We start from the raw sequence: 26,600 nt of genomic DNA on the forward strand, positions 1-26,600 counted from the left end.
AGGCTGCGATGAATGTCATCCGCGCCGAAAAGGTGCCCGAGAAAGACGGTGGCGAGCGGATCGTCAAGCTGTTCCGCAACGGCCGCAACCAGGCCGTCCGTATTCCCGTGGAATTCGAGCTGCCGGGCGACGAGGCGGTCATGCGCAAGGAAGGCGACCGGCTGATCATCGAGCCGAAGGCGAAGAAAAGCAGCTTGCTGGAGTGGTTGGCGACGTTGGAGCCGCTAGACGAAGACTTCCCGAACCTCGATGAGAGTCTGGTGCCGCTGCGGGATGTCGACTTGTGACGGGGCTAAAGTACATGTTCGACACGAACACGGTTTCTCACCTGTTCCGGCAACCCACCGGAAGTGTCGCCGAGCGTATTGCCGAGGTCGGACAGGACAACATCTGCGTCAGCATCGTGGTCGCGGCCGAAATGCGTTATGGAAGTCGAAAGAAGAATTCAGTTCGACTTATCGATGCGGTAGAGGACTATTTGGCGCGGATTGAAGTTGTGCCTTTTGCGCCGCCGGCGGATCAGTCATACGCCAAAATTCGCTTGGCGCTGGAGGGAGGAGGCATTCCGATCAGTCCCAATGACATGCTGATCGCGGCACATGCGCTTTCGCTTGGCATGACACTCGTGACGGACAATGTGCGGGAGTTCGCCCGTGTCGAAGGTCTGTCGATCGAGAATTGGGTCCAACGCAAGGAGCCCACCCGATGACCGAGACCACCTACACCGGAGGTTGCCAATGCGGTGCGGTGCGGTTCCGCATCCGCGGAGCCCTGAAGGACAGTTCCATATGTCACTGCCGCATGTGCCAGAAAGCCTTCGGCGCCTACTACGCACCGCTCGTCTCGACCCGCGGCGCCGAGCTCGCCTGGACGCGCGGCGAGCCGAAGCGCTTCCGCTCCTCGAATTTCGTCAGCCGCGGCTTCTGCGCCGAATGCGGCACGCCGTTGACCTATGAGGCGCCGGACGGGGTGGCGATCGCGGCCGGCGCCTTCGACGATCCGTCGCTCGTGGCGCCGTCGATCCAGTTCGGCATGGAGGGCAAGATCGACTTCGTCGACCGGCTGCACGCGCTGCCGGGCCTCCGCACCGAGGACGACGCGGAGGCGGCGCCCTTCCTGCTGAAGATGGTCTGCTGCCAGCACCCCGACCACGACACCGCCGACTGGCCGCCGGAGCCGCAACCATGAGCATTGCGCGGATCTACACGGGCGGATGCCAATGCGGTGCGGTGCGCTATCGCGCCGAGGGCACGCTCGACGACCCGCGCCTGTGCCATTGCCGCATGTGCCAGAAGGCGGCGGGCAACTACTTCTTGCCGCTCGCCAACGCCGCGCGCGCGAGATTCCGCCTGACCCGCGGCGAACCGGCGTGGTTCCGCTCGTCCGACTATGTGCAGCGCGGCTTCTGCCGCGACTGCGGCACCCCGCTGTTCTACGACACCGCGGCATCAGATTGCATTCATATCGTGCTTGGGTCTCTGGACGATCCCGAGGATGTGCGGCCGCATTGGCAATCAGGCGTCGAGTCGCGCGTCCCCTGGTTTTCCAACCTTGCCCGCCTGCCGGGTCGGGAGACCGACGAGGAGGGGGCGGCCGGGCGCGAACATCACTTCGCCATCCTGGAATCGAACCGCCAGCATCCGGACTACGACACGGATCACTGGCCACCGGAGGGACTGACATGACCGATACCATCCGGACCGGAGGCTGCCAGTGCGGCGCCGTTCGCTTCCGCATCCGCGGCGAACTGGGCCGCGCGTCGATCTGCCATTGCCGCATGTGCCAGAAGCAGTTCGGCAGCTTCTTCTCGGCTCTGGTGACGGCGCCGAAGGGCGGGGTGGAATGGACGCGTGACGAGCCGAGCTATTTCCAGTCGTCGGTCAACATCGACCGCGGCTTCTGCCGGAACTGCGGCACGCCGATGACCTACCGCCACCCCGGCGGGCTGGAAATCGCCATCGGCACCTTCGACGACCGTTCCGATCTCGCGCCGCAGATCCAGGTCAACTACGGCGCGCGGCTGCCATGGGTGGAGACGATCTTCGACGCGCCGGTCCACGACGACCCGGACTACTATTCGCGGCAGGAGGCGATCATCTCCTTCCAGCACCCGGACCACGAAACCGACCAGTGGCCGTCGCACGGACTGAAGATCTGAGCCGGCCGACTGAAGCGGCAACCATGAAACAATGAACGTTGCGGTGATCGTCCCTTTGTGGGGTGATTTCCGGCCCCAAGGAATGAGAGCATGACCAAGGAACGCATCTACCTCTTCGACACGACCCTTCGCGATGGCCAGCAGACGCCGGGCGTCGACTTTTCGGTCGAGGACAAGATTGCGATCGCGGCGATGCTCGACGAGTTCGGCCTTGATTACGTCGAGGGCGGCTATCCTGGCGCCAATCCGACCGATACCGCCTTCTTTGACAAGAAGCGCACGCAGTACGCCCGCTTCGTCGCATTCGGCATGACCAAGCGGGCCGGCGTTTCCGCCTCCAACGATCCGGGCCTCGCGGCGCTGCTCGAGGCCAGGAGCGATGCGGTCTGTCTCGTCGCCAAGAGCTGGAACTATCACGTGCGCGTGGCGCTCGGCTGCACCGACGAGGAGAACCTCGAATCGATCCGCGGCTCGGTCAAGGCCGTCGTCGCTGCCGGCAAGGAGGCGATGGTCGATTGCGAGCACTTCTTCGACGGCTACAAGGACAATCCCGCCTATGCGCTCGCCTGCGCCAGGGCCGCCTATGGGGCCGGCGCGCGCTGGGTGGTGCTGTGCGACACCAACGGCGGCACGCAGCCGCCGGAAGTCCGCGATATCGTTTCCGCCGTCATCGCAGCTGGTATCCCCGGGGCAAGCCTCGGCATCCACGCCCATAACGACACGGGGCAGGCGGTCGCCAATTCGCTCGCGGCGGTGGAGGCAGGCGCGCGCCAGATCCAGGGAACGCTGAACGGCATCGGCGAGCGTTGCGGCAACGCCAATCTCGTCACGATCATCCCGACGCTGCTGCTCAAGGACAGCTACAGCTCGCGTTTCGAGTGCTCGATCGACCGGGAGCGGCTGCAGGGCCTGACGCGGCTGTCGCACCAGTTCGACGAACTCCTGAACCGCTCGCCGGACCACCAGATGCCCTATGTCGGCGCCTCCGCCTTTGCCACCAAGGCCGGCATTCACGCCTCTGCGCTCCTGAAGGACCCGCGCACCTATGAGCACGTGCCGCCGGAAAGCGTCGGCAACCTGCGCAAGGTGATGGTCTCCGATCAGGGCGGGCGGGCGAACTTCATCAACGCACTGAAACTGCGCGGCATCGTCGTCTCCAAGGACGACCCGAAGCTCGACCGGCTGATCGAGATCGTCAAGGAACGCGAGGCGTCGGGCTATGCCTACGAGGGGGCCGATGCCAGCTTTGCGCTGCTCGCCCAGCGTACGCTCGGCACGCTCCCCGAGCTCTTCCACGTCGACAGTTTCCGCGTGATGGTCGAGCGTCGCTACGATGCCAACGGCAACCTGAAGACGGTTTCCGAAGCGGTGGTGAAGGTCGTCGTCGACGGCGAGACGATGATGTCGGTTGCCGAGGGCCACGGCCCCGTCAACGCGCTGGACCTGGCATTGCGCAAGGACCTCGGCAAGTACCAGGGCGAGATCGAGGACCTGGAACTGGCGGACTACAAGGTGCGCATCCTCAATGGCGGCACCGGGGCGATCACCCGGGTGCTGATCGAATCGACCGATGCCACCGGCGCCCGCTGGTGGACAGTCGGCGTGTCCGACAACATCATCGACGCGTCGTTCCAGGCGCTGATGGACAGCATCGTCTACAAGCTGCTGAAGAACCGCGGCGAGGCGGGGAGGGCGGCGGCCGAATAGGGGTTGCCGCTCGATCGAGCGGGATCCCGCAAGGAAGTTGCAGAATTGTGTAGGCAATGTCATAATCTGCCTACACGGAGATGTTTTCATGGCTCTCAACATCCGTAGCAGACACGTCAATGAACTGGCTGACAAATTGGCAACGCAGAAACACGTGACGAAGACGGAAGCGGTGCGCATTGCACTTGAAAACGAGCTGCGCCGCTCGGTCCGGGACATCCCGCTGTGGGTACGGCTCAAGCCGCTTCGCGACCGCGTCGCTACGGCCCGCATCGCAGGGCCGGAGGCCGATAAAGCCTTTTTCGACGAACTCAGCGGCGAGTACTGATGTTCGTCGATGCCTCGGTGATCATTGCGATTTTGACTGAGGAGAAAGACGCGGAAGGCTACGCGCAAATTCTGGACACAAACAGAGAGTTCGCCAATGTGACCTCGGTTCTCGCGTCCTGGGAAGCGACCGTTGGATTGTTTCGCAAGACTGGCAAGTCGATGGACGAAGCGAAAGCGATCGTGCAGGACTTCCTTGAGATCGCCGGCATTATCGTCTTGTCGATCGGAGCCGAGGAGGAAGCGCTCGCCCTCGACGTTTTCCAGCGCAATGGGCGGCATCGATTCGGCGAAGGCGAGCGGAACCTGGCCCTTAACATGGCAGACTGCTTTCACTACGCCGTAGCGAAACTGAATAAAGTGCCGATCCTGACTATGGACATCGGGTTTGAGGCAGCCGACGTCCAGGTCGTACGCATCGCATGAGCCGGCGCATCAGCGCCGGTTCACCTAAAGTTCACCGAAATGAATTGGCCTATTCCCATTCGTTGGGGTAGGACGTCTGCAGAAATGCAGGCGGAGCATTCGTTTTTTCTCGCCGACGGCACACAAGCAGGATCCAGCATCATGGCCGAGCCCATCAACGCGCCCGAGGCGACGAACGGCGATTCTCTGAGCGGATTTCTCTTTGCGCTCACCGCCTATCTGCTCTGGGGCTTCCTGCCCTTCTTCATGAAGGCGGTCGCACATATTCCTGCGGCGGAGGTGGTCGCGCACCGCATCGTCTGGTCCGTTCCGATTGCCGGCCTCGTGCTCATCTGGCTCGGCCGCACGGCCGACATCAAGCATGCGCTTGCCTCGCCGCGAATGCTCGGCATGGCAACGTTGACGGCGGTGCTGGTCACCATCAACTGGGGCATCTATGTCTGGGCGATCAGTGCCGACCGCGCCATCGAGACGGCGCTCGGCTACTACATCAATCCGCTCTTTTCGATTTTTCTCGGGGCCGTGCTCCTGAAGGAGAAGCTGACGCGGGCGCAGGTGGCTGCCATCGCGCTTGCTGCGGCGGCCGTCGCCATTCTCGCCTTCGACGCCGGAGGCTTGCCCTGGGTCTCCCTCAGTCTCTGCTTTTCCTGGGGCTTCTACGCCTTTTTCCGCAAGACGCTGCCGATCGGCCCGAACCAGGGCTTCTTCCTGGAGGTGCTGCTGCTGAGCATCCCGTCGATCGGCTACATCATCTGGCTGGAGGCGACCGGACAGGGCCATTTCGGCGACACCGGAACGGCCGACGTGCTGTGGCTGCTCGCCTGCGGTATCGTCACCGCCGGCCCGCTGATGATCTATGCCAATGGTGCCAAGCTCCTGAAGCTCTCGACGATCGGCATAATGCAATACATTGCCCCGACCCTGATCTTCATCATCGCCATCTTCGTCTTTCACGAGCCGTTCGGACACGCCCAGATGGCGGCCTTCGGCCTGATCTGGGCAGCGCTGATCATCTACTCCGGATCGATGCTGACGAGCGCCCGCGCCCGTCGGGCCGAGGAGTTGAAGCCGGCCGAGTGAGCACTGGACCGGCGTAAAGGCGCGGGGATGCCCGCGCTGTGCAGGATCGTGGATCCTGCCGGCAATTACCGCGCTGGTGTTACAGCCTGGCGATGATCCCCGCCTCGCCGTCGCGGTCGACGGTGCCGGCCCAATGTTCGATCAAGGCCGGGACGACCTGCTCGGCGTCGTCGATGACGAGCGGCTGCACCAGATGAGCCTCATGCACGAAGCCGGCATCGGCCATGTGCCGGATCAGCTTCAGCATCGGATCCCAGAAGCCGCCGACGTTGACGAACACGACCGGTTTGCGGTGCCGTCCGAGCTGCGCCCAGGTCATAATCTCGACGATCTCCTCCAGCGTGCCGATGCCGCCGGGGAGGGCCACGAACGCGTCGGCGCGCTCGAACATCTTGTGCTTGCGCTCATGCATGTCGGCGGTGATGATCAGCTCGGAAAGCTGGCCGAGTGAATGACGGGTGGCCTCCAGGTCGACGAGGAATTGCGGTATAATGCCGGTGACCCGACCGCCGGCGGACAGCACACCGCCCGCCACCGCCCCCATGATGCCCTTGGTGCCTCCGCCATAGACGAGGTGCATGTGATTCGCTGCGATGGAGCGGCCAAGCGTCCGGCCGGCGTTGATGTAGGCGGAATCGCGGCCCGGCTGGGACCCGCAATAGACGCAGATGGCTCGAATTGGCATGGATTCTTCGTTCATGGCCCGATTGAGCCATCCGATGCCGGGCCGGGTCAAGAAAAATGACGAATTATCCGGCCAAATCCTGCCGGATCGAGCCCCACGCTTGCTGAAATCCTTGGAAATCGCTAGCAATTCCAAGGGGAATAGCGGCGTGGTGCCTGGAGACCATGAACATGACCTACAAGACCGGCCTGGTTGCTCTGGGCGTGATGGCGGCGGCGACCGCGCTGATGGTGTTTTTCGTCCTTCCGAATATCGAGGAAGACAAAAGTTCCGGGACCAAGGAAGCGACGACGCAGGCGGCGCAGCCGAGTGGCGGGCCCAAGCCGACTGACGGCGCGAGCGTTACCTCCGAACCGAACAAGCCGACTGCGGCGGCCGCACCTGAAACGGGCGGCCAGGCCGCATCGCAGGCCGCCGGGACCGATCCGGCAACCGGCTGGCAGACCCCATCCTTCGATCTCCTTCGGGTGGAGCCTGATGGCTCGACGGTGATTGCCGGCCATGCCGAGCCGAACAAGACCCTGCAGATACTTAACGGCGAGACGATCGTTGCCACGGCCGATGTCGGCCCCTCCGGCGATTTCGCAGCGGTGTTCGACAAGCCGCTGGCGTCTGGTGACCACGAATTGACCCTGCGGATCGTCGGTCAGGACGGCGCTGCCAAGTCCTCCGAGGAAGTTGCCACCGTCTCCATCCCGAAGGACAGCGCAGGTGAACTTCTGGCGATGGTCACCAAGCCCGGCGCCGCCAGCCGCCTGATCACGGTTCTCGGCCCCTCCGGCGAAAAGCTGGCAGTCCAGCCCAAGACGACGCGATCCCAGGCAGCGCAACCGCAGGTCGGGGCGGCCGAGACGGCGGCGGTATCCCAGCCTGATGCTGGCGCGGCCGAACAGCCGCCTCAAGAAACGGCAGGTGATGCGGCATCGGCCGGCACGCCTTCGGACAAAGTGGGCGTTCGCATCGCCGCGGTGGAACTCGAGGGCGACAAGATGTTCGTTGCCGGCAGCGCCAAGCCGGGCGCGCTGGTAAGGATCTATGCCAACGACAAGCTCCTCGGCGAGATCAAGACCGGGCCGGAGGGTCACTATGTCGTCGACGGGCACATGCCGCTGCCGGTCGGCCGCCACACCATCCGCGCCGACGTCATGAGCGCTGACGGCGCCAAGGTCGAGCTTCGTGCATCCGTCCCCTTCGACCGTCCCGAGGGCGAGCAGGTGGCCGTGGTGGCCCAGGACGACGGCGCAAACGCGGGCACGGCCCCTTCGCTCGGCCTGATCGACGATGGCACTTTCGACAAGCTTCGCGCCGAAGCGAACAAGGCAGTCTCGCTGCTAAGCGGCCTGTATGCGAACGGACGCCAGCCGTCGGCCGAGGAACTGGCTGCCGCGCGCTCAGCGACGGAAATCGCCCTGCAGTCGCTGGCGCAATACCGGGCGCCTCCCGGCGGAGCCGGCGAGGTGATCGCCTCGCGCACGGCGGAGGTGGCGGCGGAGACCCTCGCCAAGCTCAAGGCGCTGCCGACCGATGCCGCGACCGTCGGCAAGTCGATCGGCGCGATCGAGGCGGCGGTGAAGGATGCACTGACGCCGGCGACGAACGGCGCAGCCCCGGCCATTGCCGTGGCGACGGCGCCGGCCGTCGACATCGGCCAGCTGGAGACGCTGGCGCTCGACCTGAACCGCCAGTTCATCGGCCACTTCGCACCGGGCGCTGTCGCGAAGCCCGGCGAGATCCAGGCGACGCGGAGCGCGCTATTGGCCGTTCTGGAGAAAATCGCCGCTTACGCCGCCCCCACCGGCACCGACGCTTCGCGTCTGGACTTGGTCGATCAGCTGAAGGTCTGGGCGAAGTCCGCAGCCGATGCGCTGTCCAGCGTGCCTGCGGACGCGCCGCCGGAAAGCTATGCGGCCGCCCTGGCGACGCTGAAGGGCGCGCCGGCGCCTACTCTGGCAGGGTCTGACCCAGGCAGCGAGGTGGCAAACAACGCACCGGCTACGGCCGCGCCTGCCGTCGGCGGTACGGCAGCGGACGCGGGCGGCGCGACGGCGGCGCAGCAGCCAGGGCAAACGCAGACGGAAGCTGCGGTCGGGCAGCCGCAGACCGTCGAGCAGGCGCCGCTGCAGCAGAGCAAGACCTCCGTCATCATCCGCCGGGGCGACACGCTGTGGCAGATCGCCCGGCGCGTCTATGGGCAGGGCGTGCGCTACACGTCCATCTATGCCGCCAACCAGGAACAGATCGCCGATCCCGACCGCATCCTGCCGGGACAGATCTTCGGCGTGCCGGACGAGGCGATGCCCGAGGCCGAGGCAGAGGAGATGCACCGCAAGCGGCTGCAGGCGAGGTGACGGCCCCACGCCTTTTCGCATTGTATCGCCGGTCGATGCGTCCTATCTGATGCGTGCGGCGTCCTGTCGGGACGCCGCATTTTTCGTGAAGGACAGAGCCGGAGCCGATCCGGCGTTCGGAGGCATGCGTGACGGCGACAGCGAAGAAGACGGTTTCTGCCGATAGCAGCAACCCGCTCGGGACCATCGTCAATCTCTGGCCCTACATGTGGCCGTCCGACCGTCCGGACCTGAAGATGCGGGTCGTCTGGGCGACGGTGTTCCTGCTCGCCTCGAAGCTCGTCCTGCTTCTGGTCCCCTATTTCTTCAAATGGGCCACCGACGCGCTGAACGGCAAGATGGACATGGCCGACATCGTGCCGTCCTTCTTGCTCGGCGCCGTGATGCTGGTGATCGCCTACAACTTCGCCCGCATTTTCCAGGCCGGGCTGAACCAGCTTCGCGACGCGCTGTTTGCGAGCGTCGGGCAATATGCGGTGCGCCAACTCGCCTACAGGACCTTCGTGCACCTGCATCGCCTGTCGCTGCGCTTCCACCTGGAGCGCCGCACCGGCGGACTGTCGCGCGTCATCGAGCGCGGCACCAAGGGCATCGAGACGATCGTCCGCTTCACCATCCTCAACTCGGTGCCGACCATCATCGAGTTCCTGCTGACTGCGATCGTGTTCTGGGCCGGCTACGGCTTCAGTTATGTCCTCGTCACCGCCGTCACCGTCGCGCTCTACATCTGGTTCACGGTGCGGGCCAGCGACTGGCGCATCTCTATCCGCCGCTCGATGAACGAGAGCGACACCGAGGCGAACACCAAGGCGATCGATTCGCTGCTCAACTTCGAGACCGTGAAGTATTTCGGGAACGAGGAGATGGAGGCGCGGCGGTTCGACCAGTCGATGGCCCGCTACGAACGGGCGGCCACCCAGGTCTGGACCTCGCTCGGCTGGCTGAACTTCGGCCAGGCGCTGATCTTCGGCGTCGGCACCGCCGTTATGATGGTGATGTCGGCGCTTGCGGTGCAGCGCGGCGACCAGACGATCGGCGATTTCGTGTTCATCAACGCCATGCTGATCCAGCTGGCGATCCCGCTCAACTTCATCGGCTTCGTCTATCGCGAAATCCGCCAGGGACTGACCGACATCGAGCAGATGTTCGACCTTCTCGAGGTGGAGGCGGAGGTCGAGGACAGCCCGGACGCCCAGCCGCTCGCGATCAAAGCCGGGGCGATCGCCTTCCGCGACGTCCACTTCGCCTACGATCCCGCCCGCCCGATCCTGAAAGGGGTCTCCTTCGAGGTGCCGGCCGGCAAGACGGTGGCGGTGGTCGGCCCGTCGGGGGCCGGCAAGTCGACGCTGTCGCGTCTTCTCTACCGCTTCTACGACGTCCAGCAGGGCGCGATCACCATCGACGGGCAGGACGTGCGCGACGTGACGCAGAAGTCGTTGCGGGCGGCGATCGGCATGGTGCCGCAGGACACGGTGCTCTTCAACGACACCATCGCCTACAACATCCGTTACGGCCGCCCGGACGCCAGCGACGAGGAGGTCAGGGCGGCGGCCGAGATCGCCCAGATCAGCGGCTTCATCGAGCACCTGCCGGACGGGTTCAAGTCGATGGTCGGCGAGCGGGGGCTGAAGCTCTCCGGTGGCGAGAAGCAGCGCGTGGCGATTGCCCGTACGGTTCTGAAGAGCCCGCCGATCCTGATCCTCGACGAGGCGACGTCGGCGCTGGATACGCGCACCGAACAGGAGATCCAGGCGGCCCTCGAGATCGTGTCGAAGAACCGCACGACCCTGGTGATCGCCCACCGGCTCTCGACGGTGGTCGGTGCCGACGAGATCATCGTGCTGAAGGACGGCCGCATCGCCGAGCGCGGCACCCATGCCGGCCTGCTCCGCCAGAACGGTCTCTACGCCTCGATGTGGAACCGCCAGCGTGAGGCGACCGAAGCCGAGGAGCACCTCAAGCAGGTCCGGGAAGCCGACGAGATGGGCGTGGTCGTGCGCCAGCCGGCACCGGGGGAGTAACAGAGGACGGTAGCCGTGGCGATTTTGCTGCACAGGGCGGCCGACCGGCATTGCGGCCCGCATCCTGCAGGCTCTGCCGCATTGCTCCCGCTCCGGTTTCGCGCTAGGTGCAGGGCACAAAAAACACGGAGAAGCATAGCATGAACCTGGTCGATACGGTGCGCAACACCCTTGTCCCCATCCACCGCGACGGATGGAAGTTCATCGCCATGTTCTTCGTGGCGTCGCTGGTGCTCGGGCTGCTATGGGAGCCGCTGATGTGGCTCGGCTTCCTGCTGACCGCCTGGTGCGCCTATTTCTTCCGTGACCCCGAGCGTCTTACCCCGCAGGATCCGGATCTCGTGATCAGCCCGGCAGACGGGCGCGTCTCGTCGATCGCCATGGTCACGCCGCCGCTGGAGCTGGAACTCGGCTCCGAGCCGATGCTGCGCATTTCCGTGTTCATGAACGTCTTCAACTGCCACGTGAACCGCGCGCCGATGCGCGGCAGCGTCCGCCGGATCGCCTATCGGGCCGGCCGCTTCGTCAATGCCGAGCTCGACAAGGCCAGCCAGGAGAACGAGCGCAACGGGCTGGTTATCGACACGGCCCATGGGGAAATCGGCGTCGTGCAGATCGCCGGCCTGGTCGCGCGCCGCATCGTCTGCTGGACATCGACCTTCGACAGCCTCGATACCGGCGAGCGCTTCGGCCTGATCCGCTTCGGCTCGCGCCTCGACGTTTTCCTGCCGGCAGGCGCCGAACCGCGCGTCGCCGTCGGCCAGACGGCGATCGCCGGCGAGACGGTAATTGCGGAATTCGGATCCTCGAAGGGGCCAACGCTCGCGCGCCGGGGTTGACAGACGGACAGGATCGCACGATTTCCGGTTCGGTGATCTGCCGCACCGGATTCGATGCGCCCTGTCCCGCCAACAAAGCGAGCCGCAATGAAGATGCCGTTTCATCCCTATGAACCGAACGGGCCGAACGACGAGGCCCGCGGCCCGCGCCTGCGACAGATCCCGCTCCGGGTGATCATTCCGAACCTCATTACCATCCTTGCGATCTGCGCCGGCTTGACCGGAATTCGCCTCGCTTTCGAAAACCGTTACGAACTGGCCGTGGCGATGGTCCTGCTCGCCGCGTTCCTGGATGGCATCGACGGCCGCGTCGCCCGGCTTCTCAAGGCGACCTCGAAGTTCGGCGGGCAGATGGATTCGCTGGCCGATATCGTCAATTTCGGCGTCGCTCCGGCCCTGGTTCTCTATGTTTTCGTGCTCGACCAGGCGCGCTCGATCGGCTGGATCGCCGCATTGATCTTCGCCATCGCGGCCGGTCTGCGCCTTGCCCGCTTCAACGTCATGTCGGAGCGGGAGAACAAGGCGACCTGGCAGTCGGAGTATTTCGTCGGCGTGCCGGCGCCGGCGGGCGCCATGCTGGTGCTGCTGCCGGTCTATGTCGGCTTTCTCGGCGTGCCGCCGAGCCTGCCCTTTGCGCTCATCTCCGCCGCCTATACGGTGCTGATCGCCTTTCTGCTGGTCAGCCGGGTGCCGGTCTGGTCCGGTAAGTCCGAGGGTGGGCGCATCCGCAAGGACCTCGTCCTCCCGGTCATGCTGGCCATCGTCATCTATGTCGCCACCCTGATGAGCTTCACCTGGGAAACCATGGTGGTTACGGTAGCCGTCTATCTCGCCTCGCTGCCGTTCGGGGCGCGCGCCTGGTACCGAAAGTATGGCGGCTGGCCGGCAACGGACGCTTCCGTGGAGAACCAGTTCGCCGGCGAGGACGACCACGAGGCCTGAAGCCTGCGGGACAGCGGGTCCCGTCCTCTCACATATTCAAGCACCGATACGGGCAGAGGCGCGGCATGCAAATGGCGCGCGTCTGCCATGCATTGCATTGAGGCGTGTTGTGACTTGAAAAACGGCGCGCACGGCGTTATTAAGCATATTAATTACTAGCAAGCTAATTATGTTCAGGCTATGCAATGTCCGAAGCCAGCTTCCGCGATGTCATCCTCGACGAACTCTCCCGCGCCAGCCGCAAGATGCGCGCGCTGTTCGATGCACGGGTGAAGGAGAGGGGGCTGACGCTCTCGCGTGCACGCACGCTTCTCGTCCTCAGCAAAATCCCGGATCTGACCCAGCGGGAACTTGCCGAGGAACTCGACATCGAGACGCCGACGCTCGTGCGGCTCCTCGACGGCATGGAGAAGCACGGCTTCATCGAACGGCTCAGTGTCGAAGGTGACCGGCGCGCCAAGCGGATCGCGCTGACCCCCTACGGCGAACAGGTCGCCGGAGAAATCGCCTCGCTGGCGAAGGAGTTGCGACGTGATCTTCTGACCGGCGTCAGCGAGAAGGACATGGCCGCGGCCGTTCGCGTTCTTCGGACGATCACCGCAAGCGCCCTGACCTCCTGCCGGGAGAGTGTCTGACCATGCGCGTGGCAGCAGCTTCCAGCAACCTCGCTGCAGCGCCGTCGGCGGTCAATCGTCGCGCGGCTGCGAACGACGCAGCCGAAGCGCGCGAACTGCCGGGTTCTGCCGAAGCGGCGGTCAAGGGCGATGACGCGCCCACCGGATCAGATGCGTCCGGCACATCCGCCGAATCGGCAGCGCCGGCAGCGGCCCCGGTCGCCGCTCCGGCGGGAAGCATGCCCGCCGCCGCCTATATCGCAGCATCCTGTCTGTTGGCGCTGACGCAGGGCTTCGGCATGAACATGATCGCCGGAAACCTGCAACAGCTCCAGGGCGCCTTCAGCGCCACACAGGCCGAGGCGACCTGGCTGATCGCGGCCTATCTGGCTCCGAACGTCTCGCTCTCGCTCGCCCTGATCAAGGTCCGCGCGCAATACGGAATTCGCACCTTCGCCGAATGGAGCATCGTCGGCTTCGTGCTCGTTTCGATGCTGCACCTGTTCGTCACCGACCTGCCGTCGGCGATCGCCGTCCGCTTCGTCGCCGGCATCGCCGCAGCCCCGATGTCGAGCCTGGCTTTCCTGTACATGATCGAAAAGGTCCAGCCGCAGCACAAGCTGACCTACGGGCTGACGGCCGCGTTGACAAACATCGCACTGATACCGTCGTTGACCCGGATCATGTTCCCGACACTGTTCGAACTCGGTGGCGTGCACGGTCTCTACCTGTTCGAGCTGGCGCTCGCGATGGCGAGTTTCGGTGCGATCTACCTGCTGCCGCTCGCCTCTCCGCCGCGCGCCAAGGTCATCGAGAGGCTCGACATCCTCAGCTATCTCCTGGTCGCGGTCGGCTTCGGTTCACTGGCGATCGTGTTGACCACCGGTCGGACCTATTGGTGGCTGGAGGCGCCGTGGCTCGGCGAGCTGCTTGTCCTGTCCTTCACCTGCCTGACGATCGCCGCCCTGATCGAGCTTCATCGCAAGCAGCCCTTCCTTGACATTCGCTGGCTGGTGAGCCCGGAGATCCTGCATTTCACCATGGTGCTGCTCCTGTTCCGGCTGCTTCTCAGCGAGCAGACCGCGGCCGCCACCAATTTCTTCCTGGTGATGGGCCTGCAGACCGAGCAGTTGACGGGACTCTATACGGTGATCGCCATCGCGACTGTCGTCGGCGGCATCGCCTGCGCGCTCGTCGTCAGGCCGGAACGCGAGCCCTACATCCACCTCGTCGCCTTGACGCTCATTGCGGTCGGCGCCTGGATGGACAGCCGGGCGACCAATCTGACGCGCCCGCACGACGTCTATCTCAGCCAGGCACTTATCGCCGCCGCGAGCGCCATGTTCCTGCCGCCGTCGATGGCACGGGGACTGATGAATGCGCTGAAGAAGGGGCCGAACTACATCTTCTCCTTCATCATCCTGTTCCTGGCGACGCAAAGCCTCGGCGGCCAGTTCGGCTCCGCCCTGTTCGGTTCGCTGATCACGCTGCGGGAGAAGTTCCACTCAAACATCCTCGCCCAAGGCATCACCCTGACGGATCCGATCGTGGCCGGCCGCGTCGGCCAGCTTTCGGCAGGCTATGGCCACACGCTGACGGACACCGCGCTCCTCAAAGCCGAGGGTGCCAATCTGCTCGGCCAGCAGATCACCCGGGAGGCGAACGTGCTCGCCTACAACGACGTGTTCCTCCTGATCTCCATGCTTTCGGCGGGCGCGGCTCTGTGCCTGCTGATCCACCTGACACTCATCACCATCAAGACCCGAATCCAGAATGCTGCACCGGCCAATGCGCCGCTTGCCACCTGAGAAACCGTCATGAAGAAGACAATCGCCAACCTCGCTTCCGTCCTCGCCGTCGTCATGGGCGTCGCCGGCATCGCGCTTGTGCTCTACGCCTGGGACCTTCCACCGTTCCGCAGTGCCGTGCAGGTAACCGATAATGCCTATGTGCGCGGATCGGTGACGCTGATCAGCCCGCAACTTTCCGGCTACATCGTCGAGGTTCCCGTCAGGGACTATGAAGCCGTCAAGGCCGGGCAGTTGCTCGCCCGCCTCGACGACCGCATTTTCCGGCAGAAGGTCGACCAGGCGAAGGCGATGCTCGCGAGCCAGGAGGCGGCGCTGGCCAACTCGATCCAGCAGCAGCGGTCCGCCGAAGCCAAGATCGGCGCCAGCAAGGCGGCCGTCGACAGCGCGAATTTTGCGCTCCGCCGCGCGACCGAAAACTGGACCCGCGTCGAGGCGCTCGCAAAGAAGGGCGTGATGGCCGAAAGCGACCGCGAGCAGGGGCGTACCACCCTTGACCAGGCCGAAGCCGCCGTCACCCAGGCCAAGGCGCAACTGGAGGTCTCCAAGCAGGATCTGCAGGCGATCATCGTCGGCCGCGATTCGCTGAAGGCGGCCGTCGCCGGTGCGAGGGCCGCCGTCGAACTCGCCGAGATCGATCTTGCCAATACCCGCATCACGGCACCTAGGGACGGTGTCGTCGGCGAGGTCGGCGTCAAGCTCGGCCAATATGTCAGCGCGGGTTCGCAGCTGATGGCAGTCGTGCCGCAGGGCACCTGGATCATCGCCAATTTCAAGGAAACCCAGTTGAGCCGCATCCATTCCGGCCAGCCGGTGACCTTTACGGTCGACGCGCTCGACGACATCGAGTTCCACGGTCATGTCGAGCGCTTCTCTCCGGCGGCCGGTTCCGAGTTCAGCATCATCAAGCCCGACAACGCCACCGGCAACTTCACCAAGGTTGCCCAGCGCGTGCCGGTGCGCATCTCGATCGACGAGGGGCAGGAGCAGGCGAAATACCTGGCGCCGGGCCTTTCCGTGGTCGTCCGTACCGTGGTCCAGGATGGAACGGCCACGGCCGCCGCCGGCGCGGCGGAGCAGCCGAAGGGCTGAGCGCTTTTCCGGTGGCGCATACGAAGACCCCGCGCATTTGGCGGATGCGCGGGGTCTTTTGTTTCGAACCGGCTGGCAGTGCCGTCTTCAACTCGGCATGTGGTAGCCGACGATCTTTTTCTCGCGAACGATGAAGAGCTTGCCGGTCTCGGTCATGTCGGGGCCGACGAGCGGCATCAGTGCCTCGGCCACTTCGGAGGGATGCGGCACGGTTTGCGGATCTTCGCCGGGCACCGCCTGGGCGCGCATCGCCGTTCGCGTCGCGCCGGGATCTACGGAGAGGATGCGAAGCGCTGTGCGCTGCGTTTCGCCGGCCCAGGTCCGGGCGAGCGCCTCGACGGCGGCCTTGGAGGCGGAGTAGGGGCCCCAGAACGGCTTGCAGCTGTGGGCGGCACCCGACGACAGGATCAGCGCCCGGCCGGCGTCCGATTTCAGAAGCAGCGGCTCGACCGAGCGGATCAGCCGCCAGGTCGCGGTGACGTTGATGGTCATCACCTTCTCGAACACCTTCGCTTCGACATGGCCGATCGGCGAGATCGTGCCGAGCACGCCGGCGTTGGCGACGAGGATGTCGAGCTTTCCCCAGCGCTCGAAGATCGAGCCGCCGAGCTTGTCGATCGCCGCCATGTCGGCGAGGTCGAAGGGCACCAGCGTCGCCGAGCCGCCGACTGCCTTGACAGCGTCGTCGAGTTCCTCCAGCCCGCCGACGGTGCGGGCGCAGGCGATCACATGCGCGCCGCGCCTGGCGAGTTCGAGCGCCGTGAAATAGCCGATACCGCGCGATGCGCCGGTGACAAGCGCGATCCTGCCCTTCAGGTCGATGTCCATCATTCTCTTCCCGTGTGATGCCGGCCAAAAGAAAGAAGGCCGCGTTTCCGCAGCCTTCTAGCCTAAGCATTGCAGATTGGAAACCGCCGCGTCGCCTCAGCCGTTGCTGACGAGCACCGAGACTTTGCGGCCCATCGTCTCACCGTCCTTGTCCAGCAGCCGGGTCGGATAGTCGCCGGTGAAATAGTGGTCGGTGAACTGCGGACGGGCAGGGTTGCGGTCTTCGCCGCCGACGGCGCGATAGAGGCCGTCGATGGAGAGGAACTGCAGCGAGTCGGCGCCGATGAACTTCGTCATCGCCGCGACATCGGCATACTGGTTCGCGAGCAGCTTGTCCTTGTCCGGCGTGTCGATGCCGTAGAAGTCCGGGAAGAAGATCATCGGGCTGGCGACGCGGATATGAACCTCCTTGGCACCCGCATCGCGGATCATCTGCACGATCTTGACCGAGGTGGTGCCGCGGACGATCGAATCGTCGACGAGCACGACACGCTTGCCCTCGATCATGGCACGGTTGGCCGAGTGCTTCAGCTTGACGCCGAAGGCGCGGATCTGCTGCGTCGGCTCGATGAAGGTGCGGCCCACATAGTGGTTGCGGATGATGCCGTATTCGAACGGGATGCCGCTTTCCTGCGCGTATCCGAGGGCAGCCGGCGTGCCGCCATCCGGGACCGGCACCACCACGTCGGCCTCGACCGGCGCTTCCTTGGCAAGGTTCTTGCCCATGTTCTTGCGGGCGACGTAGACGCTCCGTCCGCCGACGACCGAATCCGGCCGGGCGAAATAGACGTATTCGAACAGGCAGAGGCGTTCCGGCTGCGGATTGCCGGACTTCATCGCCTCGATGGTGATCGAGCCGTCCGGCTGGATTTCGCAGACGATGATTTCGCCGTTCTCGACGTCGCGGACGAATTTCGCGCCGATGATGTCGAGCGCACAGGTCTCGGAGCAGAAGATCGGCTTGCCGTCCAGCTCGCCCATGACGAGCGGCCGGATGCCGGTGGGATCGCGGGCGGCGATCAGCTTGGTGCGGGTGATGCCGATCATCGAGTAACCGCCTTCCATCTGGCGAATGGCGTCAATGAAGCGGTCGGTCGTGTTGGTGTAGCGCGAGCGGGCGATCAGGTGCAGCACAACCTCGGTATCGGAGGTGGACTGGCAGATGGCGCCGCCCGCGATCAACTGCCGGCGCAGCGTCAGGCCGTTGGTGAAGTTGCCGTTGTGGGCGACGGCAATGCCGCCGACTTCGAGCTCCGCAAACAGCGGCTGCACATTTCTGAGCGCCACTTCGCCGGTGGTGGAATAGCGGGTGTGCCCGATCGCCATGTTGCCGGGGAGCTTCGCGAGCGTCGCCGGGTTGGTGTAGTGGTCGCCCACCAGCCCCATGTGCTTTTCGGTGTGGAACTGCCGGCCGTCGAAGGAGACGATACCGGCCGCCTCCTGGCCGCGATGCTGCAGCGCGTGCAGCCCGAGCGCCGTCAGCGTCGCCGCGTCCGGGTGGCCGAGAATGCCGAAGACGCCGCACTCTTCATGCAGCGTATCGCCCTCCAGGTCGCTTTCGAAACAGTGGGCGGAAACGGAAAGATCGGTCATGTGCTGCAAGCCTTTGCTCGGGACATTGTGGGGTTGCACGGTTTTCGCCTTGCGCGGCGGTGGGGGCGGCTTTCCGGCAATACGGCCCCGCCGCTTATATCTGTGCGCCTTAATGACATTACCACCGAAGCTGGGGGCTCCAGTGGCAATTTTTTACCAGATTTTCGCTGCCGCTGCGCACGCAAAATTGCGCGGCTGCCCTGCGGAATCAGCCGTTCGTCGGAGGAGCCTCCTCTGCCGGTTCGTCGCCGCTGGCGGGCGCCTGGCCCTCAGCCGGCGCTTCCGTGCCATCGGCCGGTGCCCGCTTGCCGAGCAGGCGGTCGCGGATCTGTGTGTCGGCGTTCTCCGGCAGCAATGCGATCAGCTTCGTGCCGAGATTGTCGAGCAGCGGCTTCGACTTCGCGCTGCCGACCCAGCCGGGCTGCTGCTGCGGCGAGACCAGCCAGTTGAAGAACAGCATGGCGACGACGACGAGCAGGATGCCGCGAGCGGCCCCGAACAGAAAGCCGAGCGTGCGGTCCAGCGCGCCGATGCGGCTGTCGATGATGAAGTCGGCGATCCGCATCGTGATGAGGGATATCAAGATCAGCGCGACCAGGAAGACGACCGCGGCCGAGCCGATGAGCGCGACCGTGTCGCTCGTCGTGTAATCCTTCGCGTAGGGAAGCAGCACCGGGTAGAGATAGTAGGCGGCCGCCGCAGCGCCGACCCAGCTTGCCACCGACAGGACCTCGCGCGAGAACCCGCGCACCATCGCCAGCACGGCCGAGAAAAGCGCGACGCCGATGACGATGCCGTCGAGAAGTGTGATGGGCATGTTGTCCTACTCCAGACTGGAATATCTTTCGACCCGGATGCGATTGGTCCGGCACCTTAGTCGATCGCGCCCCTGGCGTCTCATTTCGGTTCGTCGGCAACGAACTGTTTCCACAAAGGTTTGCCGAATTCGCGGCGAGCCCTTCAGCCGTCCTCCTCGCCGCGCATCAGTGCGCCCTTCGCGCCGGCGATCCGCGCCACCAGGTCCGGCAGGCTGTCGATCTCCGCCCATCGCCCGCCATTGCCCTTGGGCAACTCGGCAGAACCGGCCGGCAGGACGGCTTGCGCGAATCCGAGCTTTTCCGCCTCCTTCAGGCGTTGCGCGGTGTGCGAGACCGGCCGGACGGCGCCCGACAGGCTGACTTCGCCGAAATAGACGCAATCGGCCGGCAGGGCAAGGCCGGCAAGCGACGAAACGAGCGCCGCCGCCACCGCCAGATCGGCGGCCGGTTCGGAGATGCGAAACCCGCCGGCAATGTTCAGGTAGACGTCATGCTGGCCGAGCCGTACCCCGCAATGGGCCTCGAGCACGGCGAGGATCATCGATAGCCGGGCGGAATCCCATCCGACCACGGCGCGCCTGGGCGTGCCGAGCGAGGTCGGCGCCACCAGCGCCTGCACCTCGACCAGGACCGGGCGGGTGCCCTCCATGCCGGCGAAGACGGCAGCCCCAGGCGCCTTGGCGTTGCGCTCGCCGAGAAACAGCTCGGACGGGTTTGCGACCTCGCGCAGGCCCTTGTCCGACATTTCGAACACGCCGATCTCGTCGGTCGGCCCGAAGCGGTTCTTCACGGTGCGCAGGATACGGTAGTGATGGCCGCGGTCGCCCTCGAAATAGAGCACGGCGTCGACCATGTGCTCGACGACGCGGGGACCGGCGATCTGGCCCTCCTTGGTGACATGGCCGACGAGGACCACGGCGGCGCCCGTCTGCTTGGCGAAGCGGATCATCGCCTGGGCGCCGGTGCGCACCTGCGTGACGGTGCCGGGGGCGGATTCGACGATGTCGCTCCAGAGCGTCTGGATCGAGTCGATGATCGCCAGATCCGGGCGCTTGCCGTCGGCGAGCGTCGCCAGGATGTCTTCGACGTTGGTTTCGGCGGCAAGCAGCACGTCGGTCTCGGCGGCGCCGAGGCGCTGGGCGCGAAGCCGGATCTGCGCCACGGCCTCTTCGCCGGAGACGTAGATCACCCGCTGGCCGCGGCTGGAGAGGGCGGCGGCGGCCTGCATCAGCACCGTCGACTTGCCGATGCCGGGATCGCCGCCGACCAGCACCGCCGAGCCGCGCACAAAGCCACCGCCGGTGACCCGGTCGAGCTCGCCGATCCCTGTCGCGACGCGCGGCGCCTCCTCGATTTCACCGGAAAGGCTGGTGAGCGCGACGACGCGGCCCTTCTTCGGCGTCTTGCCCGGCCCGCCGCCGATGCCCCCCATCGGGTCTTCCTCGACGACGGTGTTCCACTCGCCGCAGCCGTCGCACTTGCCGACCCAGCGGGCGTGGACGGAACCGCAGTTCTGGCAGACGAATTGGGTGCGGGCCTTGGCCATCAGCTGTCACTTTCGGGAAAATCGCCGGGCGACAGGTCCTGCCGGCCGTGGAGGATGCGAAGTACGAGGATGTGTGTTTTGCGGACCCGCAGATAAATGCATCGGTCGTGATAGGGAAGAGCTCTCAGCCCCGGCGATATCCAATCTCGTGCGACGCCGGTATAGCCAGCCGAGGCCGCCGATTTGATCTTCTCTTCAATGGACCGCACGAATTTCCGTGCTGCTGCCGGATTGTCCTGAGCGATGAAATCGTAGATGTCGATGAGATCGTTGATGGCGTCTCTCGAAAGGCGATAGCGTCGAGGAGCAATCACTTGCGGGTCTTCGCCCGCTCGACGATGTAAGCCGTCAAGTCATCCCCGGTCGAGAATTCAACATAGTCGCCGTTGGCGATTTGTCGATCGCCCTCCGCGATCAGGCGGCGCAGCTCAGCTAGCTTCATCTCGTCGCGCTCCAGCAGCCGCAGGCCCGCCCGCACGACTTCGCTGGCGTTGTTGAAGCGACCCGAGTTTATCTGTTCGTCGATGAAGGCTTCGAAATGCGCGCCGACGACGATGGATTTCTTCGCGTTCGACATGGGACTCTCCTGAGTGGAGGCAACCTACCATATGGTGCGAACAATTCCTACCAGTCGGCGTCGATGTAGTCCCGCCGGTAGCGGGGACCGAGACTGGTCAGCAGCACGTAGTCGATCGTGCCGCCGGCCTTCGACACCGTCTCGATCGGCATGTTCGGACCAAACAGTTCGATGAAGTCTCCCGCCCGGACCGACCGCTCCGGCAGGTCGGTGACGTCGAAATGGGTCAGGTCCATGGTGACGCGACCGATCAGCGGCACGGCCCGCCCATGCAGGAAGCCGCTGGCGCCGGTTGCCACCGCCCGGCGCAGCGGCACGCCGGCGCCGGAGAGGCTGCGCAGGTAGCCGTCGGCATAGCCGATCGCGACGACGGCGATCCGGCTGTCGCGCGCCAGCATCCCGGCCGCGCCATAGCTGACGCCTTCGCCGATCTTCGCCTCGCGCACCTGCAGGATCCGAGCCTCCGCCTTGACCACCGGCCGCATCGGGTTCGGCTCGTCGTTAACGGCCGCGCCGCCGTAGAGCGAGATCCCCGGGCGGGTCAGCTGGAAATGGAATTCATCGCCCAGAAAGATGCCGGCGGAATTGGCAAGGCTCGCCTCGACGCCCTCGTAGGCCCGTATCGCGGCCCGAAAGCGGTCGAGCTGCATGCGGTTCATCGGATGCAGCGGTTCGTCGCCGCAGGCGAGATGGCTCAGGATCAGCACAGGACAGAAGCTGGCCGGCCGTGCCGGATCGTGGGCGAGGGCAAGGGCGTCGGCAACCGTCAGGCCCAGCCGGTTCATGCCGGTGTCGACCTGCAGCGCACAGGGATGGTCGCCGCGTTCAGATATCGCCGCCATGAAGACGGCGAGCTGTTCCTGCGAGGCGATGACGGGCACGAGGTCATGCTCGAAGAACAGCCTCTCGGAGCCGGGCCACATACCTGAAAGCACGAAGATGCGCCCATCCGGGACGATCGGGCGCAAAGCCACGCCTTCGGCGGGGCTTGCAACGAAGAAGTCGCGGGCGCCGGCCTGGTGGAAGGTTCGCGCCGCCGGTTCAAGTCCCACCCCGTAGGCGTTGGCCTTGAGCACCGCCGCGGTGCGGGCCCCGCCTGATTTCTTAGCCATGAAGCGCCAGTTGTCGGCGAGGGCCCGCAGGTCGATTGTCAATCGCGCGTGCTCTTCGCCGACCGGCGCGGTCGATGAGAAGGGCGAAGCGGAGGGGAAAGTGCTCTTCGTCATGGGACAGGCATACTCGCTAGCGCCGCCACCGGCAACAGGATTGCACGCGAAGGACGGTCCCCCGGGATGCGGTCGGCGCGCGCCGAGCCCGCTATCTGAGAACGACGGGTCGGGGCCAGGCGCCAGCCGTCCTCAGGGTTCCTCGTACTGCGAGAAGGACGGGTCGGCGAGGTCGGTGAAGCGGGTGAACTCCGACTGGAACGCGAGCTTGACGGTGCCGGTGGGCCCGTGACGCTGCTTGGCGATGATCACGTCGGCCGTGCCTTTTACCTTCTCGAACTGCATCTTCCATTCTTCGTACTTCGGGTCGAACTCGTCGCGCGGCTCGAGGTTCTTGACGTAGTATTCCTCGCGGAACACGAACAGCACCACGTCGGCGTCCTGCTCGATCGAGCCCGATTCGCGAAGGTCGGAGAGCTGCGGCCGCTTGTCCTCGCGGTTTTCCACCTGACGGGAGAGCTGCGACAGCGCGATGATCGGCACGTTCAGTTCCTTGCCGAGTGCCTTCAGCCCGGTGGTGATCTGGGTGATCTCCTGCACGCGGTTGTCGCTGGACTTGCCCGAGCCGGTCATCAGCTGGATGTAGTCCACCACGATGCAGTCGAGGCCGCGCTGGCGTTTCAGCCGCCGGGCGCGGGCGGAAAGCTGGGCGATCGAGATACCACCCGTCTGGTCGATATAGAGCGGTACCTTCTGCATCATCTGCGAGCAGGCGACGAGCTTCTCGAAATCGTGCTCGGAGATGTCGCCGCGGCGGATCTTCGACGAGGAGACTTCCGTCTGCTCGGAGATGATACGGGTGGCGAGCTGCTCGGACGACATTTCGAGCGAGTAGAAGCCGACGACGCCGCCGTTCTTCGCCTTGAACGAACCGTCCGCCTGCACTTCCGGCTCGTAGGCGGCGGCGATGTTGTAGGCGATGTTGGTGGCAAGCGAGGTCTTGCCCATGCCGGGGCGTCCGGCAAGGACGATCAAGTCGGAGCGCTGCAGGCCGCCCATGCGGGCGTCGAGCGAGAGGATGCCGGTGGAGATGCCCGACAGCGAGCCGTCGCGCTCGAAGGCCGCACCCGCCATGTCGATCGCCTGGGCCACCGCATCGTTGAACGACTGGAAGCCGCCATCGTAGCGGCCGGTCTCGGCGAGCTCGAACAGGCGGCGCTCGGCGTCCTCGATCTGGTTCTGCGGCGGCATGTCGAGGGGCGCATCATAGGCGATGTTGACCATGTCCTCGCCGATGGTGATCAGCGAGCGACGCAGCGCCAGGTCGTAGATGGCGCGGCCATAGTCCTCGGCGTTGATGATCGTCACGGCCTCTGCGGCGAGGCGGGCAAGGTATTGCGGGATCGTCAGATCGCCGACGCGCCCGTCGGCGGGAAGGTGCGTCTTCAGCGTGATCGTCGTTGCGATCTTGCCCATGCGGATCGTGTCGCCGGCAAGTTCGTAGATCTTGCGGTGCAGCGGCTCATGGAAGTGGATCGGCTTCAGGAAGTCCGAGACGCGGTAGTAGGCGTCGTTGTTGACGAGAATCGCTCCCAGCAGTGCCTGCTCGGCTTCGATGTTGCTCGGTGCCTCGCGGTGGTGCACGCCAAGGTCGTCGCGGCCTGGAGTGGCAAGCTTGCGCACGGCATCGTTCATCTCGTCCGATTCTCCCCGAATCCATCTGCGGTAATGCACCCTGATTGCAGCCGTGGGAGACGCGGGTCAAGCTCGGCATGGGAGCGTGGGGCAGGGCGGATGTACAGCCGGGCAGATTGGGCACGCTCTTCGACCTATCCACAGCAGGCTCCGTGCACAAAACCCACAGTGGCAGAAAAACGATGTGATTCCGCGCCGCAGCCACTCGAGCGGCTTGACGCCGCGCGCGGCAGATTCGGCCGGGGCCTTGTGGAGAAGGCGCGCCTAGAGCGACGCCTCCTGCGGGAACTTGCGCGCCCCGCCGAAGCGGCCCCTTCCGTCGCCCTCCCGTGCCTTCAGACAGTGCTCGTCCCGATCGATATAGGTGCGGGTCAGCGGCACGGATTGCTGGTCATGAGCGAGTTGCAACTGGAATACGACCAAGTTCTGCCAGCGGAAGGCGCTTTCGGAACTGGCGAGATAAAATTCCCAGATCCGGCAGAAGCGCTCGTCGTAAAGCGCCTTGGCCTCGTCGCGGCGCGCCATGAAGCGCTGGCGCCAGTGCCGCAGCGTTTTGGCGTAATGCAGCCGCAGGATCTCGATGTCGGTCACCGCCAGTCCCGATTTTTCCACCGCCCGCATTACTTCCGAAAGCGCCGGAATGTAGCCGCCGGGGAAAATGTACTTCTCGATGAAGGGATTGTTGCCCGTGGGCGTGTCGGTCCTGCCGATCGTATGCAGCAGCATCACCCCGTCCTGCTTGAGCAGCGCCGCCGCCTTGCGGAAGAAGGTCAGGTAGTTCGGCCTTCCGACATGCTCGAACATGCCGACGGAGACGATCCGGTCATAGGTGCCCGGGGCGTTGCGGTAGTCCTCAAGCAGGAACCGCACCTCGTTCTCCAATCCCTCTTCGGCGGCCCGCCGCCGCGACACCGCGAACTGCTCCTCGGACAGGGTCACGCCGGTCACGTGCGCGCCAAGATTGCGGGCCAGGTAGAGCGCCATTCCGCCCCAGCCGCTGCCGATGTCGAGCACCGACAACCCCGGACGGCCAATCGTCAGTTTTGAGGCGATGTGGCGCTTCTTGGCCAATTGTGCTTCGTCCAGGCTCTGCTCCGGTGTCTCGAAATAGGCACAGGAATACTGCTTGTCGGCGTCGAGGAAGAGATCGTAGAGCGCGCCAGTGAGGTCGTAATGATGCTGGACGTTGTAGCGCGAGCGGCGAATGTCGTTCTTCTCGCGCACCCAGCGCAGCAGGTAGCGCGCCCGCTCCAGGAAGTGGTTCCACCCGCTCTGGTAGTACTTGAAGTCGGGATTGCCGGTGAAGACCGTTTCGAGCAGGTCGAACATGTCGCCCTCGAGGAGGTCGATGTCGCCGGTGCCGTAATAGTGGCCGAGATAGAATGCCGGATCGAGGGCCAAGCCCCACTGGGCGCGCCTGCTGTTGAGCCTCACATGCACCGGCTTGCCGGTGCCGTCGCCGAACGTGCGCGTCTCGCCATCGGCGTATGTAAACTTCAGATTGCCGCGCCGGACCAGACGGGAAATCATCGAAGTCAGCATGATCCTCATATCGACACTCCATCGCAGGCTACGGCGGAGCGGGTCCGGTCGGAAACCGGCCTGGGAGCGGCCCAACCGCCATTCCAGTCTGATTTCCATAAAAGATAGCAAAAAAACCCGGATTTCAACCCGGGTTTATTGGCCTTCGCGTCGGATGGAGCGGCCGGATCAGGGCCGCCCCGTCCTGTTTACTCAGGCTTCTTCGCCTTCCTGGTCGGCTTCCGGATCGAAGAAATCTTCCGGCTTCAGGGCGTCCTCGTCGATGCCATAGATGGCGTCGGCCGAGGTCAGTGTCTCACCCTTGGCCTGGCGTTCGGCCTCGTCAGCCGAGCGTGCGACGTTCAGTTCGATCGCGATCTCGACTTCGGAATGCAGGTGCAGGACGACCTTGTGCAGGCCGATCGACTTGATCGGCGTGTTCAGCTCGACCTGGTTGCGGCCGATGTTGAAGCCTTCGGCTGCAAGCGCCTCGACGATGTCGCGGGCGGCGACCGAACCGTACAACTGACCGGTCTCGCCAGCGGAGCGGACGATGATGAAAGACTTGCCGTTGAGGCTTTCGGCAACCTTCTGGGCTTCCGACTTGCGCTCGAGGTTACGGGCTTCCAGCGTGGCGCGCTCGGATTCGAAGCGCTTCTTGTTGGCCTCGTTGGCGCGCAGCGCCTTGCCGAGCGGCAGCAGGTAGTTGCGGGCAAAGCCGTCGCGAACCTTTACGGTTTCGCCCATCTGGCCGAGCTTGGCGATGCGTTCGAGAAGGATCACTTCCATGTTCAGTTCCTTTCCTTGAA

Annotated in this window: 27 protein-coding genes; 16 read left to right on the forward strand and 11 right to left on the reverse strand. The window is 64.8% G+C overall.

The features are described from left to right. The first annotated feature begins 8 nt into the window (after positions 1 to 8). The 9 genes from C7449_RS02115 to rarD all read left to right on the forward strand — a co-directional run bounded on the left by C7449_RS02115 (position 9) and on the right by rarD (position 5,698). The gene (locus C7449_RS02115; RefSeq protein WP_108001108.1) at positions 9 to 287 is read left to right on the forward strand and encodes an antitoxin; all 279 of its coding nucleotides are present in this window, start codon (positions 9 to 11) and stop codon (positions 285 to 287) included. A gap of 14 nt (positions 288 to 301) precedes the next feature. Then, the gene (locus C7449_RS02120) at positions 302 to 709 is read left to right on the forward strand and encodes a type II toxin-antitoxin system VapC family toxin (protein WP_210204685.1); all 408 of its coding nucleotides are present in this window, start codon (positions 302 to 304) and stop codon (positions 707 to 709) included. Further along, on the forward strand, positions 706 to 1,188 hold the full coding sequence (locus tag C7449_RS02125; RefSeq protein ID WP_108001110.1) for a GFA family protein: 483 nt from the start codon (positions 706 to 708) through the stop codon (positions 1,186 to 1,188). The genes C7449_RS02120 and C7449_RS02125 overlap by 4 nt, the downstream gene beginning before the upstream one ends. Further along, positions 1,185 to 1,685 carry a GFA family protein gene (locus tag C7449_RS02130; protein ID WP_108001111.1) on the forward strand — a complete coding sequence of 167 codons (501 nt, stop codon included), beginning with the start codon at positions 1,185 to 1,187 and terminating at the stop codon, positions 1,683 to 1,685. Before C7449_RS02125 ends, C7449_RS02130 begins: the two co-directional genes overlap by 4 nt. Continuing rightward, a complete protein-coding gene (locus C7449_RS02135) occupies positions 1,682 to 2,158 on the forward strand; it encodes a GFA family protein (protein ID WP_108001112.1) in 477 nt (158 codons plus the stop codon). The genes C7449_RS02130 and C7449_RS02135 overlap by 4 nt, the downstream gene beginning before the upstream one ends. A gap of 90 nt (positions 2,159 to 2,248) precedes the next feature. After that, positions 2,249 to 3,865, forward strand: a complete 1,617-nt coding sequence (gene cimA / locus C7449_RS02140; RefSeq protein ID WP_108001113.1) for a citramalate synthase — start codon at positions 2,249 to 2,251, stop codon at positions 3,863 to 3,865. An 88-nt stretch (positions 3,866 to 3,953) separates the two neighbouring features. Continuing rightward, positions 3,954 to 4,193: a type II toxin-antitoxin system VapB family antitoxin gene (locus C7449_RS02145; RefSeq protein WP_108001114.1), complete on the forward strand. Its 240-nt coding sequence runs from the start codon at positions 3,954 to 3,956 to the stop codon at positions 4,191 to 4,193. Continuing rightward, positions 4,193 to 4,618, forward strand: a complete 426-nt coding sequence (locus C7449_RS02150) for a type II toxin-antitoxin system VapC family toxin (protein WP_108001115.1) — start codon at positions 4,193 to 4,195, stop codon at positions 4,616 to 4,618. The genes C7449_RS02145 and C7449_RS02150 overlap by 1 nt, the downstream gene beginning before the upstream one ends. Positions 4,619 to 4,759: 141 nt before the next feature. Then, positions 4,760 to 5,698 (forward strand): EamA family transporter RarD, encoded by a 939-nt coding sequence (gene rarD / locus C7449_RS02155; protein WP_108001416.1) that lies wholly within the window; start codon positions 4,760 to 4,762, stop codon positions 5,696 to 5,698. A 79-nt stretch (positions 5,699 to 5,777) separates the two neighbouring features. Here rarD and C7449_RS02160 read toward each other — a convergent pair whose 3' ends face one another. Continuing rightward, complete coding sequence (locus C7449_RS02160; protein ID WP_108001417.1) at positions 5,778 to 6,398, reverse strand: LOG family protein; 621 nt, start codon at positions 6,396 to 6,398, stop codon at positions 5,778 to 5,780. Between the two features lie 155 nt (positions 6,399 to 6,553). Here C7449_RS02160 and C7449_RS02165 point away from each other — a divergent pair, with 155 nt between their 5' ends. The 7 genes from C7449_RS02165 to C7449_RS02195 all read left to right on the forward strand — a co-directional run bounded on the left by C7449_RS02165 (position 6,554) and on the right by C7449_RS02195 (position 16,047). Further along, entirely contained in the window at positions 6,554 to 8,731 is a 2,178-nt protein-coding gene (locus C7449_RS02165; protein WP_245414264.1) for a LysM peptidoglycan-binding domain-containing protein, read from the forward strand. Between the two features lie 128 nt (positions 8,732 to 8,859). Continuing rightward, positions 8,860 to 10,752 (forward strand): ABCB family ABC transporter ATP-binding protein/permease, encoded by a 1,893-nt coding sequence (locus C7449_RS02170; protein WP_108001116.1) that lies wholly within the window; start codon positions 8,860 to 8,862, stop codon positions 10,750 to 10,752. A gap of 107 nt (positions 10,753 to 10,859) precedes the next feature. Continuing rightward, complete coding sequence (locus C7449_RS02175; RefSeq protein WP_280952447.1) at positions 10,860 to 11,591, forward strand: phosphatidylserine decarboxylase; 732 nt, start codon at positions 10,860 to 10,862, stop codon at positions 11,589 to 11,591. Between the two features lie 87 nt (positions 11,592 to 11,678). Beyond that, the gene (gene pssA / locus C7449_RS02180) at positions 11,679 to 12,533 is read left to right on the forward strand and encodes a CDP-diacylglycerol--serine O-phosphatidyltransferase (RefSeq protein ID WP_108001118.1); all 855 of its coding nucleotides are present in this window, start codon (positions 11,679 to 11,681) and stop codon (positions 12,531 to 12,533) included. A 185-nt stretch (positions 12,534 to 12,718) separates the two neighbouring features. Continuing rightward, on the forward strand, positions 12,719 to 13,168 hold the full coding sequence (locus C7449_RS02185) for a MarR family winged helix-turn-helix transcriptional regulator (RefSeq protein ID WP_108001119.1): 450 nt from the start codon (positions 12,719 to 12,721) through the stop codon (positions 13,166 to 13,168). A gap of 218 nt (positions 13,169 to 13,386) precedes the next feature. After that, complete coding sequence (locus C7449_RS02190; RefSeq protein ID WP_374828259.1) at positions 13,387 to 14,955, forward strand: MFS transporter; 1,569 nt, start codon at positions 13,387 to 13,389, stop codon at positions 14,953 to 14,955. Positions 14,956 to 14,964: 9 nt separating this feature from the next. Beyond that, on the forward strand, positions 14,965 to 16,047 hold the full coding sequence (locus C7449_RS02195; protein WP_108001120.1) for an HlyD family secretion protein: 1,083 nt from the start codon (positions 14,965 to 14,967) through the stop codon (positions 16,045 to 16,047). Positions 16,048 to 16,134: 87 nt separating this feature from the next. Here C7449_RS02195 and C7449_RS02200 read toward each other — a convergent pair whose 3' ends face one another. The 10 genes from C7449_RS02200 to rplI all read right to left on the reverse strand — a co-directional run bounded on the left by C7449_RS02200 (position 16,135) and on the right by rplI (position 26,580). After that, the gene (locus tag C7449_RS02200) at positions 16,135 to 16,875 is read right to left on the reverse strand and encodes an SDR family NAD(P)-dependent oxidoreductase (RefSeq protein WP_108001121.1); all 741 of its coding nucleotides are present in this window, start codon (positions 16,873 to 16,875) and stop codon (positions 16,135 to 16,137) included. 96 nt (positions 16,876 to 16,971) lie between these two features. Continuing rightward, a complete protein-coding gene (gene purF / locus C7449_RS02205) occupies positions 16,972 to 18,468 on the reverse strand; it encodes an amidophosphoribosyltransferase (RefSeq protein ID WP_108001420.1) in 1,497 nt (498 codons plus the stop codon). A gap of 208 nt (positions 18,469 to 18,676) precedes the next feature. Continuing rightward, complete coding sequence (locus tag C7449_RS02210) at positions 18,677 to 19,285, reverse strand: CvpA family protein (RefSeq protein ID WP_108001122.1); 609 nt, start codon at positions 19,283 to 19,285, stop codon at positions 18,677 to 18,679. A 143-nt stretch (positions 19,286 to 19,428) separates the two neighbouring features. Beyond that, positions 19,429 to 20,832 carry a DNA repair protein RadA gene (radA, locus tag C7449_RS02215; protein WP_108001123.1) on the reverse strand — a complete coding sequence of 468 codons (1,404 nt, stop codon included), beginning with the start codon at positions 20,830 to 20,832 and terminating at the stop codon, positions 19,429 to 19,431. Further along, on the reverse strand, positions 20,832 to 21,146 hold the full coding sequence (locus C7449_RS02220) for a type II toxin-antitoxin system RelE/ParE family toxin (protein WP_245414266.1): 315 nt from the start codon (positions 21,144 to 21,146) through the stop codon (positions 20,832 to 20,834). The genes radA and C7449_RS02220 overlap by 1 nt, the downstream gene beginning before the upstream one ends. Beyond that, entirely contained in the window at positions 21,143 to 21,409 is a 267-nt protein-coding gene (locus tag C7449_RS02225; protein ID WP_108001124.1) for a type II toxin-antitoxin system ParD family antitoxin, read from the reverse strand. Before C7449_RS02225 ends, C7449_RS02220 begins: the two co-directional genes overlap by 4 nt. Before the next feature lie 47 nt (positions 21,410 to 21,456). Continuing rightward, complete coding sequence (alr, locus tag C7449_RS02230; protein WP_108001125.1) at positions 21,457 to 22,635, reverse strand: alanine racemase; 1,179 nt, start codon at positions 22,633 to 22,635, stop codon at positions 21,457 to 21,459. Between the two features lie 132 nt (positions 22,636 to 22,767). Continuing rightward, positions 22,768 to 24,270, reverse strand: coding sequence for a replicative DNA helicase (locus C7449_RS02235; RefSeq protein ID WP_108001126.1), 1,503 nt, complete (start codon positions 24,268 to 24,270; stop codon positions 22,768 to 22,770). 264 nt (positions 24,271 to 24,534) lie between these two features. Beyond that, complete coding sequence (locus tag C7449_RS02240; protein WP_170115766.1) at positions 24,535 to 25,821, reverse strand: SAM-dependent methyltransferase; 1,287 nt, start codon at positions 25,819 to 25,821, stop codon at positions 24,535 to 24,537. 183 nt (positions 25,822 to 26,004) lie between these two features. Continuing rightward, the gene (gene rplI, locus C7449_RS02245) at positions 26,005 to 26,580 is read right to left on the reverse strand and encodes a 50S ribosomal protein L9 (protein WP_108001128.1); all 576 of its coding nucleotides are present in this window, start codon (positions 26,578 to 26,580) and stop codon (positions 26,005 to 26,007) included. Between the last annotated feature and the right edge of the window lie 20 nt (positions 26,581 to 26,600).

Source organism: Mycoplana dimorpha, from assembly GCF_003046475.1.
GTDB classification, from domain to species: domain Bacteria; phylum Pseudomonadota; class Alphaproteobacteria; order Rhizobiales; family Rhizobiaceae; genus Mycoplana; species Mycoplana dimorpha.